The 15,083-nt window shown below is 36.9% G+C and carries 12 protein-coding genes; all 12 read right to left on the reverse strand.

Annotated features, from left to right (window positions below):
* Nucleotides 1–267: 267 nt before the first annotated feature.
* A complete protein-coding gene (locus tag BT1A1_RS14490) occupies nt 268–1,521 on the reverse strand; it encodes a murein hydrolase activator EnvC family protein (protein ID WP_034772574.1) in 1,254 nt (417 codons plus the stop codon).
* Between the two features lie 255 nt (nt 1,522–1,776).
* Entirely contained in the window at nt 1,777–2,670 is an 894-nt protein-coding gene (gene ftsX / locus BT1A1_RS14495) for a permease-like cell division protein FtsX (protein ID WP_034772576.1), read from the reverse strand.
* The gene (gene ftsE, locus BT1A1_RS14500) at nt 2,660–3,346 is read right to left on the reverse strand and encodes a cell division ATP-binding protein FtsE (RefSeq protein ID WP_034772578.1); all 687 of its coding nucleotides are present in this window, start codon (nt 3,344–3,346) and stop codon (nt 2,660–2,662) included. The genes ftsX and ftsE overlap by 11 nt, the downstream gene beginning before the upstream one ends.
* Before the next feature lie 378 nt (nt 3,347–3,724).
* The gene (locus tag BT1A1_RS14505; protein ID WP_034772580.1) at nt 3,725–4,042 is read right to left on the reverse strand and encodes a c-type cytochrome; all 318 of its coding nucleotides are present in this window, start codon (nt 4,040–4,042) and stop codon (nt 3,725–3,727) included.
* A gap of 241 nt (nt 4,043–4,283) precedes the next feature.
* Nucleotides 4,284–5,156: a YitT family protein gene (locus tag BT1A1_RS14510; protein WP_034772582.1), complete on the reverse strand. Its 873-nt coding sequence runs from the start codon at nt 5,154–5,156 to the stop codon at nt 4,284–4,286.
* Between the two features lie 230 nt (nt 5,157–5,386).
* Nucleotides 5,387–6,488 (reverse strand): peptide chain release factor 2 gene (prfB, locus tag BT1A1_RS14515; protein ID WP_156103257.1). Its coding sequence is split into 2 segments (ribosomal slippage): nt 5,387–6,415 and nt 6,417–6,488, totalling 1,101 coding nucleotides; the frame shifts between segments, so codons are not numbered across the junction.
* A 520-nt stretch (nt 6,489–7,008) separates the two neighbouring features.
* Nucleotides 7,009–9,525, reverse strand: coding sequence for a preprotein translocase subunit SecA (secA, locus tag BT1A1_RS14525; protein ID WP_034772586.1), 2,517 nt, complete (start codon nt 9,523–9,525; stop codon nt 7,009–7,011).
* Between the two features lie 324 nt (nt 9,526–9,849).
* Nucleotides 9,850–10,398, reverse strand: coding sequence for a ribosome hibernation-promoting factor, HPF/YfiA family (gene hpf / locus BT1A1_RS14530; RefSeq protein WP_034772588.1), 549 nt, complete (start codon nt 10,396–10,398; stop codon nt 9,850–9,852).
* A gap of 386 nt (nt 10,399–10,784) precedes the next feature.
* Nucleotides 10,785–11,132 carry a flagellar protein FliT gene (locus BT1A1_RS14535; protein ID WP_034772589.1) on the reverse strand — a complete coding sequence of 116 codons (348 nt, stop codon included), beginning with the start codon at nt 11,130–11,132 and terminating at the stop codon, nt 10,785–10,787.
* Complete coding sequence (gene fliS / locus BT1A1_RS14540; RefSeq protein ID WP_034772591.1) at nt 11,132–11,533, reverse strand: flagellar export chaperone FliS; 402 nt, start codon at nt 11,531–11,533, stop codon at nt 11,132–11,134. The genes BT1A1_RS14535 and fliS overlap by 1 nt, the downstream gene beginning before the upstream one ends.
* Nucleotides 11,534–11,700: 167 nt before the next feature.
* Nucleotides 11,701–13,791: a flagellar filament capping protein FliD gene (gene fliD / locus BT1A1_RS14545; RefSeq protein WP_034772592.1), complete on the reverse strand. Its 2,091-nt coding sequence runs from the start codon at nt 13,789–13,791 to the stop codon at nt 11,701–11,703.
* Between the two features lie 264 nt (nt 13,792–14,055).
* A complete protein-coding gene (gene flaG / locus BT1A1_RS14550) occupies nt 14,056–14,430 on the reverse strand; it encodes a flagellar protein FlaG (RefSeq protein ID WP_034772594.1) in 375 nt (124 codons plus the stop codon).
* Nucleotides 14,431–15,083: the final 653 nt, after the last annotated feature.

Here is a 15,083-nt window from a genome sequence, read left to right on the forward strand (position 1 = left end):
CTTATACGTTAATATATAATCTCCAATAAGGATGTGAATTCGACGTGCAATTTTATTTTTAATATATCGGAATTGATTGTCTGATCTAGATTCTGCGATGTGAATTCGACGTGCAATTTTGCTTTTAATCGAAATCTTCATGCCAGGCGTATTTACTTTTATTGCCTGCCCCGAAACCATTAAAAAACTACCGGATCATTTATTTTCCGGTAGTTTTTATAAAAGAAAAAGGTGATTTTTCCTTCATCCATTTCATCTTAGCGTTTATTAAAAATGGATATAGCTTCTTGGGTCGACGGCATTGGATTTCGCAACATTCCATTTTCCAACATGAAGTTCAAAATGTAAGTGAACACCAGTTGATTGTCCGGTTGTCCCTTTTGCACCGATATATTGGCCTTGCTGAACGACGTCGCCTTCGTTAACGCTTCGGGATGAAAGGTGAGCATAAATTGTATCATATGTTTGTCCATTAATATAATGGGTTATGAATACAACATTACCATAACTCGAGGAGTAATAGGAACGGTAGACAACCCCTGATGCTGCCGCATAGACAGGATCCCCTGCTGAACCGCCGATATCAATTCCAAAATGATGTCCTGACCCACGACCACCAAATCCGGATGTTATCGATCCGCCAGTCGGACGAATAAATAATCCGCCTGTTACAGGTGCAGCCGGTGCAGAACTTCCTCCACCGCCACTTGCAGCTGCTTCCCGTTGTTGAGCTTTTGCTGCTTCAGCTTGTCTCTTTTGTTCCAGCTCAATGGCCTTCTTTATAGCGGCTTCTTGGTTTGCATACACTTGTTGCTGTTCTTGTAAATCCATATAGTACTCTTCTATGGAATCGTGTTCTTCTTTTAACTTGGCTAAAATTTGATCTTTCTCTGCCTTTTTCGTTTCTAATGTTGCTTTTGTTGATTCCAATTGCCCTTTTAAAGTTTCGATTTGTGCTTTTTCTTGCTCAAGTTTCAATTTATTTTCATTTAATAATTTGTGATCCCGTTTATGTTCTTCAATAATTGATTTATCAGCCTCCATAATTGTGGAAACTGCAGTTACGCGGCTAATAAAATCTGTAAAACTCTGTGCCCCTAGTAAAACGTCCAAATATTTAACCGATCCGTTCGCTTGCATAGCCCGGGCACGTTCTTTCAGGAGCTGATCACGTTTTTTTATTCTTTCCTCTATTTGTTTAATTTCATTTTCTAAATTCGTAATCTCTTGATTTTTTTGGTTTATTTGTTGATTAATTTCGTCCAACTTTTGTGTCGCTTCTTGAATTTCTGCATCCAATTTTTGCATATCTGCACTTAATGCTACTTGATTACTTTTATTTTCCTCAAGTTTTTGGGATGCCTCATTTAATTCGGAATTGACACTCGATTTCTTTTGCTCTAACTCTTTTTGTTGTTTATTCAGCTCAGAAACTGATGCGGCATGAACAAAAGAACCATTTAACACAGTTGTTAATCCTAAAGTAAGTGTGATTGCTAATGTAAGCTTCTTTCCTTCCAACCCTTTTCCTCCTTTACCCGTTGAATTATTATGTATGTGGCCCTTTTTCCATACAAAGAAAAAAAGGACCAGATAAGTTATTATGAAAACTCGGCGATTGCTGAGCCTTTAGGCGAGAGCAGAGCCGTAGTTCACCGAAAAAACATAAAATTTTTTCTGTTGCGATGTAATCCCGCGAAGCTTTCCTTGTGCACTTATGCGTTAGGAAAGTAGAAATTGAAAAATTATATTTTCCTATTAGCTGAAAAAAGTCTATTAAACTTTTAAAAACTTACGTACAGACATCATACTTCCCCATACACCAATGATGCAGCCCATCAACAGTAAAAGTAGACTTACTTGATAGACAAAAGGAGTGAATTCAAGAATTTGAATAAAATTCCCTTCCAGTTTTGGTGCCAAGTATCCATAAATATTTTTATAGAGAATTGCGATAATAGTTATAGGTATGATTGACCCAAAGATACCTAACCACAATCCTTCCAAAAAGAACGGCCAGCGAATAAAACCGTTTGTTGCACCAACCAATCGCATAATCTCAATTTCTCTTCTTCTGGCAACAATCGTAATTTTGATCGTATTTGAAATTAAGAAAACCGCTGTTAATAGCAATCCGATGATGATCACAAGACCGACATTACGACTGATACTAATAATCTTAAATAATTTATCTACATCATTTTGGCCGTAATTGACAAGGTGAACACTTTCCAACTTTTCAATTTTTTTAGCCACCTGCTTCGTTGTTTCGGGTTCTGCTGCCTTAACAAGAAAGGCATCATTGAGCGGATTTTCCTGTTCGTAAAGCTTTAAAATTTCCCCTTGTTGTCCAAAACTATCAACTAATTGATTTAGCTCGTTATCCTTTGAAGAAAATACAACCGACTTGATTTCAGGCATACTTTTCAGTTCCGTCTCGAGTGCCTTCTGCTGCTCCGGGGTTGCTGTTGTATCAATCAAAACTTTAATGGTTACATCTTCTTCAATGGAATTAGCTACTTCATTCAAATTCATTAATATCACATAAAAAACGCCAACTAAAAGAAGCGTAACTGTAACAGCACCTACTGACGCAAAAGTCATCCAGCCATTACGCCAAATGCTTTTAAAACTTTCCCGTACATGTCGTCCGATTGTTCTAAGCTTCATAACCGTAATCACCTCGTTGTTCATCTCGGACAATCATTCCTCCGTCAATGGCAATAACACGATGTTTTTTCGTATTCACAATATCTTTATTATGAGTTGCCATGACAATCGTCGTTCCATGAGAATTGATTTGCTCAAATGTTTTCATAATCTCCCATGACGTATCAGGGTCAAGGTTTCCCGTCGGCTCATCCGCTATGACAATACTTGGTGAGTTAACGATTGATCTCGCTATAGAAACCCGTTGCTGCTCCCCGCCGGATAACTCAGAAGGAAGCATACGGGTTTTATGTTTCAAATTAACCAATTCTAGTACTTCCATAACTCTTTTTTTAATGATTCTCGGGGATTCTTCAATTACTTCTAGGGCAAAAGCAACATTTTCATATACCGTTAAAGACGGCAAAAGCTTAAAATCCTGGAAAACAACACCAATGCTTCTTCTAAAGAGAGGAACTTTACTACTTTTTAATTTTGCTATATCTATACCATTAACAATAATTTTTCCACTTGTGGGCTTTTCTTCACGATACATCATTTTTATAAAAGTAGATTTCCCCGCACCGCTTGCACCAACGACATAAACGAATTCTCCTTGCTCAATCGCCACATCGATCCCATTGGCTGCCACAACACCATTCGGGTACTTTTTATATACATTTTCCATAACAATCATTTACAATCACCTATCTAAATTTGTCATTTCTTATATATCAACTTTTTATTTTATCGTCTGCAATTTTCTACACATCTACCATTATAACATCATATTTTGACAAATTGAGATAAAAAAAGATTACATTTATGTTTCAGAAGGTGTGGTTTTATTGGGGGATTTACCATTTTTTGTAGAATAACCAAAGATTATGTCGTTCTCTTCTTATCATTATAATAATGAATCAAATATCGGTAAAGACAAAATAAAAAATTATTGATAGATTTTTTAGTACTTTTGATCTATATTTTAAATTATTGATGGATTTTTAGTTCCTTTGACCTATGCTTTGGAATAAAAAAATCCCCCACCTAATTATGTGGAGGAAGTTTTATAATATTATTCCTGCGTTGCCAGCCAATCGGCAACTTTTTTTGCGTCTTCACCTTTTAATAAACCATCTGGCATATCGCCAATCCCTTTTTCTATAATATCTTGAATCTCTTCAGAAGAATATTTTGAACCAATCTTATCTAAATCCGGTGCATAACCTTTCTTCAAGTCTGCGCCGTGACAACCGGAACAACTTTGTGCAAACAACTGTTCTCCGGTTAAATCTGAAGTTATTCCACTGCTCGAATTGTTTTTCCCACCGCATGCTGTCAATGATAACAGCAAAAAGAAACTGCCAAAAGCGTAAAATATCTTCCTCTTCATTTCGTTTTCGACCCCTTACTTGAACCTCTCGGCATTAAATATTCTCGTACTTATCATTAAGTATACATGATTCCCCGGATGGAATACTAATACCGGAACTTATCAGCAACGAATTTTTGAAAAGGTGCTGCAAGTTTGTCGGGCAGTAAATCCCGGCTTCAAGATTTTGCAATTTACAAAGTGGAGGTAAACTGCCTGCAAGAGTCCGTCTGATTCACCCCCCACTGATGGAAGTTTCAATTTACCGATGAATTGTTTTGAAACCTTGGCCAAGCACCTCTGAAGCATCAACGACAATAACAAAGGCGTTTGGGTCTATGTTTCGTACAACTTGCTTCAGTCCGGTAAATTCCGACTGATCCACGACAACCATGATAGTATTCCGCTCCTGATCCGTGTAACCTCCATAGGCCTTGAGTTTCGTCAAGCCGCGATCAATTTGATCTAAAATGGCACGTTTTACTTTTTCTTCCTCATTGGTAATAATAAGAACCATCTTTGAACGACTCCATCCGATTTGAACAAGGTCAATCGTTTTACTAGTTAAGTATAATCCGATTAAAGCGAATAAACCTTTTTCAATATCAAAAACAATACTGGCGGAAATAACGATTAATCCGTCAATGAGTGCCACAGACTTCCCTAAGGATATTCCGGTATATTTAGAAATAATTTGAGCAGCCAAATCCGTTCCGCCGGTTGAAGCATTCCCACGAAAGACAATCCCAATACCAAGGCCGATACCAATTCCTCCAAATAAAGCAGCCAGCATTGGATTCAATGTCCACGGTTCCAAATCTTTTGTTAAAAAAACAACAAAAGGTACAAAGAGCGTACCAATCAGGGTTTTGATACCGTATTGATATCCTAAAAAAATAACACCTGCAATAAACAGAGGAATGTTTAACGACCATTGGACATAAGCCGGTTCCCAACCAAAGAGACCGTGTAAAATTGTACTTATGCCGCTAACTCCACCTGAAGCTATTTCATTTGGCAGTAAAAGCACATTAAATGACACCGCAACAATGCCGGCACCCACTAATACATAAATATAGCTCAATAATTTTTCCACTAGCGGTATTTGTATCGTATTTCTAACCCGTTTTCCCATAGCTGTACCCCTTTATTTTTTTCTATTGAGCTCAAGCAAAGATATGTAGACGATGAATAAGCTTTTCCACACTATATTTTATTCGTTTTTTTGTTCGAATTGCAATAATTATTAACCCGTGGAAAACGGGAAGTAGCGCTTTGAACTAAAAAAGGACCGGTTGCAAGAACCAGCCCTCTTTTTCTTTCATTATTGAATTCTGACGGACGACAGGTGCAACTCCTTTTACATCATTGGATTCTCGACCTTAAATAAGCATCAATAAATTGATCAATTTCCCCATCCATTACGGCCTGGACATTCCCGGTTTCCGTATTAGTCCGGTGATCTTTAACCATCGAGTACGGATGGAAAACATAGGAACGAATTTGACTTCCCCAGCCAATTTCTTTTTGCTCACCACGAATTTCCGCCAGTTTCTTTTCTTGTTCTTCCACTTGTTTTTGATATAATTTTGCTCTTAACATGTTCATTGCTGTTTCACGGTTTTGAATTTGAGAACGCTGAGCCTGACTGGCAACGACAATCCCGGTTGGAATGTGCGTAATCCGTACAGCTGAAGATGTTTTGTTAATATGCTGTCCACCCGCTCCACTTGCCCGGTACGTATCAACCCGTAAGTCTTCCGGACGTATTTCAATTTCAATACTGTCATCAATCTCCGGCATAACTTCACAAGAAACAAAAGAAGTATGACGACGGCCGGCAGCATCAAACGGAGAAATTCGGACAAGGCGGTGAACACCTTTTTCAGCTTTTAAATAGCCGTAAGCATTATGCCCTTTAATCGAAAGCGTAACACTTTTTACCCCTGCTTCATCTCCCGGTAAGTAGTCTAATACTTCCACTTTAAATCCTTTTTGCTCTGCCCAACGTGTATACATTCTTAAGAGCATCGAGCACCAGTCTTGTGATTCCGTACCGCCTGCTCCCGGATGAAGTTCCAGAATTGCATTATTTTTATCATAAGGCCCATTGAGTAACAGTTCCAACTCAAATTGGTTCATACGTTCAATGAACTCAAGCAGCTCTTTCTCTAAATCTGCTTGTAATTCAGGATCCGGTTCTTCTTTCACTAATTCAAATGCCACTTCCAAATTTTCATAGGTTTCATTTAAATCGTGAAATTCATTGACCTGATCTTTTAAGGCATTTGCTTCATTAATGATAGCTTGTGCCTTTTCTTGATCATTCCAAAAATCGGGCATCGACATCACTTCATCCAGTTCGGCAATACGAGCCTCTTTGTTTTCTAAGTCAAAGAGACCCCCTAAACTCTGCTAAACGTGTAGCTGATTTTTCAAGTTCATTGCGAATTTCCGCTAATTCCAAATTAATCACCTCTAAAGTACTTTTGTATTCTATGGTTTTTTAGATTTTCTTTTCGACAATTTATGATTAACACCTAAACAGCCCGGTTTTCAAAAAACTTACGCTCAAAGTGCAAATATTGTGTGGTTCTATATATGATCAATACTATATTAGCTTAAATTTTTTCAGTAAAACAATTTTAGGAGCGATTTCGTTTATATTTTCCGGGAAATATTTTGACAAAAATTGCGTATTTTTACAAATATCATGATTTACTTAGCCAAATTGTGACAAGAACTTAGTTTTATTATAGACGTTTACTATGAATCGTAGTAGCTATTCGCCATCATGAAGTGAATAAGGACCGCTTTCTGCAAAAATTGTTCCAGTCCGCTTCTGATTTTTAAGCACTTTACCATGGAGCGAATCAGGACCACTTCCAGCAATAATTGTCCGCGGGTACGCTCTGAATTTTAAGCTCTTACCATGCAGTGAATTATGGCCGCTTTCTGCAAAAATTTTCCAAGGCGACTCTTGAATTTTAAGCTTCTTTACCGTGACAGTTTTTATACTTCTTCCCGCTGCCACACCAGCATGGATCATTCCGGCCAATTTTCTTTTCCACTCGAATCGGTTTTCGTTTCGGTTTACTTTCACCGTCAGAACTAGGAATGACTGCTTGACCCTTGGCAACTTCTTCCCGTTTTAAATTATTCACGATTTCCGATTTCATGATATATTTGGCGACATCATCTTCAATTGAATCCACCATTGCTTCAAACATCGCATAACCTTCTGTTTGGTATTCACGTAACGGATCGCTTTGACCATATGCACGTAAATGAATCCCTTGACGTAATTGGTCCATTGCGTCAATATGATCTGTCCATTTGGAGTCAACCGTCCGAAGTAAGATGACTTTCTCGAATTCCCGCATTTTTTCCGGACCGAGTTGTTCTTCTTTTTCGTTATAGCGTTCAATTACCTTTGCAAAAATCAAATCAATCATTTCTTCCGGTTCTTTACGGGTTAAAACATCGATGGTTATATCATTTTCCGGGAGAAGGTTCGCATTAATAAAGTGAACGAGTCCCTTTAAATTCCAATTTTCCGGTGGTTCTTCTGCCGAGGCATAGGAATTAACGTTTTTCTCAATAACCGATTTAATCATTTTTTCAACAACATCACGAAGATTATCGGAATCAATGACCTCGAAACGTTGTTTATAAATAATTTCCCGTTGTTGTCGGATAACATCATCATATTGTAAAAGTCGTTTCCGAGCATCAAAGTTATTTCCTTCAACCCGTTTTTGGGCTGATTCGACAGCTCTTGTGACCATTTTACTTTGGATCGGTTGTGTGTCATCCATGCCGAGTTTTTGCATCATGGATTTCATATTATCTGACCCGAAACGACGCATTAACTCATCTTCCATTGATAAATAGAATTGTGTTACCCCCGGATCTCCTTGACGACCGGAACGCCCACGTAACTGGTTATCAATACGACGGCTCTCATGTCGTTCTGTCCCAATAACAGCAAGTCCGCCTAATTCCTTCACACCTTCACCAAGCTTAATATCTGTACCACGTCCGGCCATGTTCGTAGCAATTGTTACGGCACCCTTTTGTCCTGCTTGGACAATAATTTCTGCTTCACGTGCATGGTTTTTCGCATTTAATACGTTATGCTTAATCCCTTTTTTCGTTAACATTTGTGAGACTAATTCCGAAGTTTCAATGGCAACAGTACCGACAAGCACAGGTTGTCCTTTTTTATGCCGTTCAGCGATATCCTCTACAACTGCACGAAATTTTCCTTTCATTGTCGAGTAAATCAAATCCGGACGGTCATCACGAATAATCGGACGGTTGGTAGGAATAACGATAACATTCATATTATAAATATTACGGAATTCCTCTTCTTCCGTTTTTGCCGTACCAGTCATCCCTGCTAGCTTTTCGTACATTCGGAAATAGTTTTGGAAGGTGATCGTCGCCATTGTTTTGCTTTCATTTTGAATCTGTACCCCTTCTTTGGCTTCAATCGCTTGGTGTAAGCCGTCACTGTAGCGGCGACCTTTCATCAAGCGGCCGGTAAATTGGTCGACAATAATGATTTCTCCGTCTTGTACAACATAATCGACATCTCGTTGCATAATCGCTTTGGCCCGTAATGCTTGGTTAATATGGTGGTTAAGTGTTACATGTTGGAGATTAAATAAATTGTCAATCCCAAATGCCTTTTCTGCTTTTGTCATCCCTTCTTCAGTTAATTGAACACTTTTTGTTTTAATATCAACCGTATAATCGACATCTTCTCTTAATGTATTAACAAAAGCATTCGCTTGAACATATAGTTGGGTTGATTTATTTGCAGAACCGGAAATAATTAGCGGTGTTCTTGCTTCATCAATCAAAATGGAGTCCACTTCATCGATGACCGCAAAGTTCAAAGGCCTTTGTACCATTTGCTCTTTATAAAGAACCATATTATCCCGCAAATAATCAAAGCCAAATTCATTATTTGTTCCATAGGTAATGTCGGCATTATAAGCAGCTTGTTTTTCTTCACGAGTCATTTCAGACAAATTTAATCCGACAGTCAAACCGAGAAATTCGTAAACTTGTCCCATTTCAGTGGCGTCACGTCTTGCTAAATAATCGTTGACAGTAATTACGTGGACCCCTTTTCCGGAGAGTGCATTTAAATAAACCGGCATTGTTGAGGTTAATGTTTTCCCTTCACCGGTTTTCATTTCGGCAATATTCCCGTCATGGAGAACAATGCCACCCATCAATTGCACGTGGAACGGATATAAACCAAGAACACGACGCGCAGCCTCCCGAACCACAGCAAATGCTTCAACTAAAAGATCGTCCAAAGTTTCCCCATTATTTATTCGATCCTTAAACTCCACTGTCTTTGCACGCAACTGATCATCAGTTAGCCGCTCCATCTCATCAGCCAGCGCTTCAATTTGGTTCGCTTTTTTCTCTAACCGTTTTAATTCTCTTTTATTAAAATCAAATACTTTATTTAAAATATTAGCCATTAGCCAACGCTCCTTTTAAAGAATCACCTAACAATAAACTTCCGGCTTAAAAACAGGTCGATTAACATAATAATCGACCAAACTGAAATTTATCTCATAACTGTATTCCGTTATATAATATCACTAACAATTGAAAGTGACAACTTCCGAACGGGACAGATATAGTTGGATTTCCGAATTTTCATATGCTTATTTTACCACTTTTTATACATTGTTATTTTTTAACAAAGCTTTTTTTAATGAGTGAAAAATTATATGAAAAACCCGCAAAGCTGAGTCATTTGCGGGTTTTCCTAATTTATAAGTATAAGTGGAATTTTATATTTACACCGTTTCGATTAAACCGTATTTCCCGTCTTTTCTGCGGTAAACGATATTAGTTGTATTCGTTTCAGCATCGGTATAAATAAAGAAGTTATGACCTAATAGGTTCATTTGAAGAATGGCTTCTTCACTATCCATCGGTTTTAAATCAAACCGTTTGGTCCGGACAATTTCAAGTTCCTTTTCATCTGCTTCATCTTTTGTTGCCTGAGCCGGTGTCGATACAAACAGATCATTGGATTTTAACTCGCGAAATTTGCGATTTACTTTGGTTTTATATTTACGGATTTGTCTCTCCAATTTATCAGTAATCAAGTCAATTCCTGCATACATATCGTCGTTTACTTCTTCTGCTCTTAATACTAATTGTGGTAGCGGAATTGTTACTTCAACTTTTGTTTTTTTACCATTGTACACTTTCAAATTGACATAAGCGATAGCTTCTGTCGTATCAGTAAAATATTTTTCCAATTTCGTAATTTTCTTTTCGGTATACTCTCTTAATGCTGGAGTTACTTCGATATTTTCGCCACGAATGTTGAATTTCATGCGCTAACTCCTCCTTTTTTGTAACTATATTTACATATTCTCCAAAAAAAAGTAAATCCCTGCTTGTTCAAAAAAAACTTTTGTCGAATTCATGAACTTTTGAGAAGCTAAAACATCTCATTGAAACTATGTTCGTTCCAGAAATATATTATTTCTATATTTCTATCTTTATTATGATAAAAATGGAAGGGGAAATCAACCCCTTCCAAAAATCTTCCTTCATTTGATAATATTATGATAAGAATGGAAGGAAAACAAACCCTTCCTAAAAACTTCCCGTATTTAATTCTCCCACATAACGGACAGCTGATTGTCTTTATTTCTTTTAATTATAAAAATAACCGTGCAAATGCGACTACGATTTCACTGACCTATGCGGTTTAACTTTATTTCTTTTTATCATAAAAATAACCGTCCGTTTGCAAAGAACCATATGGGTTAATATAGCCTGTATGGATTTTTTTTCGCTTTTTAACTTTTGTAATGTCCTGTTGGATTGTCGCTTTTTCTTTATTTAATAATTGTAATAACCGATCGTTCAATTGCAGTAGTTGTCTACCAAGAACTTGTTCCCCATCGGAAAACGGAGGGGTGATTTTTTTCATCAAGTCATCCCTTTTCCGTAATTTATCTTGCAGTACGGAAATTTTACTATCTCGATCATCATTTTGTTCATCTTCAAAAAACCGGATAATTTCTGCCGTTAATTCATAACATTCCTTTAACGGATGCATTATACTTGCCCGTCCTTCGTGTAAGTTTGTTGGCGATTTAGCTTAATGACTTCTTTCCATATATCACGAAATTCAATCATGATTGATTCGGCCTCTTCTAAGGCAGCAAGATCATTCTTTACATTCGCTTCAATTAGTTTTATTCTTACAAAATCATAAAGAGCCATCATTTGTTTAGAGATTTCAATATCCATATTTAAAGTTACCATCAGTTCATTGATGATGTTCTGTGCTTTTTGTAAGTTCGTATTTTTTTCTGTAATATTTTTTTCCTCGATTGCCTTTTTTGCCAAATTTAAAAACTTTAGGCATCCGTTATATAACATTAAAGTTAAATCCCCCGGTGATGCAGTAAGAACTGAATTTTCTTGATAAGCTTGATATGGATTAGACACTGCCATAGTTTATTCCTTCCTTTCCGGAAATAACATAAAGTGAACATTCAATCGGCGAAGGGAATCAATATCCCTCCACCGGTTATTTGTTAATCAATTTGGACGCAAAAGTTCGGGTAGCCCCGCTCCCTCTATAAGCTGGACTTCAAACTAGGAAAATCGACTAAATGAATTTATTGAAAAAATTGTGCTAGGTATGCGGCTTGAGAATTTGCTTTTTGAATTGCTTGTTCCATAGCCGTAAATTGACTATAATACCGGGTTTCCAAATCGGCCAGCCGGTCTTCAAAACGTTCGATGCGATCATCAAGATCATCCAATTGACGTCCAATGGTGAACTGATTGTTGACCGAATATGAATTACCGGCCCGCTCCTTTAATTGGTCCATCGTTGCATTTACTTTGTCATAAAGCCGTTGAATAACACCTTTCTGACCATCTGTTGCCCCCGTTCCGTTAAAAAGGAGTTCAATTGAATTCGGGTCTTTTTCGATGGCGGCTTTCAATTTGGACTCATTAATTTCTAATTTAGCTGTTGTGAAATCAGCTGTTGTTGTAATCCCGATGGCAGATAAGGATTTCATCGCCGAGTCTAAATCATCTTGATTCACAGCGGAATAAATGGCCGTACGCATTTGTGTGACTAAACCGGATAAAATAGAATCGTTTCGTAATATCCCACTTTTTGCCATATTTTCCCACTTTTCTTGTTGGGTTTCCGACAATTTTTCCTTCTCATCATCAGTCAAAGGTAAATAATTTTTATATTTCGGTTCGCTTAATTTTTTCTCGATTTTCTCAACAAGTTCATTATATTTATCAACGAAACTTTTAATATTTTCATAAAGCTTATCATTATCATTGTTGACGTTAATTGTCACCGGCGTATCTGTTGTTTTTTTCAAAGTGAACGTAACACCATTTATGGAGAAGGTGTTGGATTGCCGGGAAGTTTCTAATCCATTGACCGTAAATGTAGCATTTTCAGCCTTTATATAATTTCCCGAATCTCCATTTTGAAACCCTAATACTTGAGTTAAAAAATCTCCATCCGTAAATTCGATCTCCTGACCATTTTCATTATAAACGCCGGTTTCTTTACGAGTCATAGTTACTTTGTCACTATAGGAATCATAAAACATCGTAACACCTAGTTTCGAATTATTCACTTTGGACATGACGGAATTAAGGGACTCGGAACCTTGGATAAGAAACTTTTCGTCTATTTGCCCTTTTGAAGTATGTGTAGTTAAGCCAAAAGAAAAATAGTTTTGTTGGGACGTAATCGTCAATTCAAGCTTTGGCTTTTCCTTGGAATTCTCCGTTTCTGCAGGAAAATACTTGCTAAATTCAGAGTTAAATGTGATAACACCGGTTTCGTAATTGATTTCTCCAACTACTTTATCACCATCTTTTAATTGTCCAATTCTATTACCATTTGTATCAACTTCTTTATATTCATCAGATAATTCAACAGTTGTGCCAGCACTATCTTTAAAACTTAATTTAATTTGTTCAGGAACAAGTGCCCCTTTTAATTGAATTTGTGTGGTATCTTTTGTAATGGTTTTATTTTCAACTTTTTTATCGGTAACATAGTTCACTTTAACCGTACTGTTTGCTGCAATCGTGTCACCAAAAGTTAACTCCCCGGTATCTTTATTTACCATTACTTCCCCACTTTTTGGAGTTCCACTATCAATCACCGTATATTTTATCCCGTTAACTTCAACGGTCATATTTTCAAGATCGGTAATTTGTACTCCATCAGCCAAGCCAAGAGTTATCGGTTCTCCTTCTTTCGTGACGATTGACTTGGATTCAACACTCCCTTGTTTCCATGACATTTTATTTGCAAATGCACCTTGAACAGTAAACAGACTTTTTGTTGTGTCGACTTTATTAGAAGACTGTTTGGAGATACCGGAATTTGTCATACGTGATTCTGCAACAGCTAAAGAGCTAATTTTAGAAATAGTATAAGAAGACTGTCCCGCACCGCTAGCAACTGTGGCAGAAACAATATCCTCATTCGTACTCGCTACCGATCGCGTCCGATAAAATGAACTTAATTTCATATTTGTCAGTTGGGATCGGAAATCTAATAGTAATGTATTCATTTCCCGGTATGAATCCCTTTGCCACTCAAGCAAGGTCTTTTGTTGCTTTATTTTGTTTAATGGAATCGATTGAGCTTTCATCATATTCTCAACAATTTCATCAATATTCATTCCACTTGCTAAGCCGGTTACACGCATTACCATGATAAATTCACTTCCTTTCAAAGAATGACTTTTTGCTAATTTTAATTTTTATCCAGCTCTTAACAGGCAATAAAACACTTCCTTAAAATTTGGAAACCAAAATTAGGTATAGCGCGAGGTAAACGAATTTTTGCAATCCGTTCAATCTCTTCCTTAATATTCGATTGGTGCTAGATGCTCTTCATGAGATTCGTTGAATTTTTCCTGGATAAAGGTAAACCCCTCCTGACAAAAGTTTCAGCTGATTTCACGGGAACAAAAGGCTTAAATTTTTTCATCGACAATTAAACCGATTTTTTCAATAATGGCCGCATACAGATCCAACATTTTTTTCGGTGGTATTTCTTTTATGACTTCATGCGTATCATCATTTACAACAGTCACATAATATTCATTTAGCTTCTCATGAAAAACAAATCTTAAAGATGTTGGGATTGGTGATAAGAAATCATTCAGCCCTTCAACTATTTTTTCCACCTTGTCTTTTTCGACTTTCTGAAAGGACTCAATTATCGGATTTCCATAGTTTTCATTTTCCCTTTTTGTATGTGCTGTCATGTTCGATTCTTGATTATTAATGCCGTTCGTTGTTAGTCTTGTAGTCGAAACATATTCTTGGTTTATCAGCTTTTCAACCATATTAAATCCTCCATTGAATATGAGTTAAGCCCTACAAATGAAAAAGTAATCTATTATTTATATCGGTTATGATTTTCATTCTTTTAATATTTTCATTGGTTTCTCTTTTTTTGTTATCACGGTATAACGGCGGCATGATTTTGGTGCCATGTTGGTTTCTTAATGTATTAAAATACTTAGGCCGCGTAAATTGAGAAATGAGCTAATTTGGCTAGTTGGATTGCGCGGTTTGCTCGGTTTGGATATAAACTTCAAAAATTAGAGAAGAAACGTCTAATAGGAGGGGGCCAATCGTGCTTTATTGGACAAAAAAGTCTGATATTCGAACTAAAATGTCCAATAGAATGGCTCTTTTGGACAGTTTTAACGAAACATTATGGAAAAATGTCTAATAGAAGCGATTTTATCATGCTTTATTGGACAAAATCACCTGGTAATCAGACTAAAGTGTCCAATACAACGGCTCTTTTGGACAGTTTTAACAAAATAATATGGAAAATTGTCTAATAAGAGGAACCCAATCATGCTTTATTGGACAAAATCTGCTGATAATCGAACTAAAGTGTCCAATACAACGGCTCTTTTGGACAATATTTGTTGAAAAATAAGCTAAACTGTCTAATAGAAAATGGGTTTGTCTCCAAAAAATGGAG

The sequence above is a fragment of the Caldibacillus thermoamylovorans genome (assembly GCF_000751775.1).
Taxonomy (GTDB): Bacteria; Bacillota; Bacilli; order Bacillales; family Caldibacillaceae; genus Caldifermentibacillus; species Caldifermentibacillus hisashii.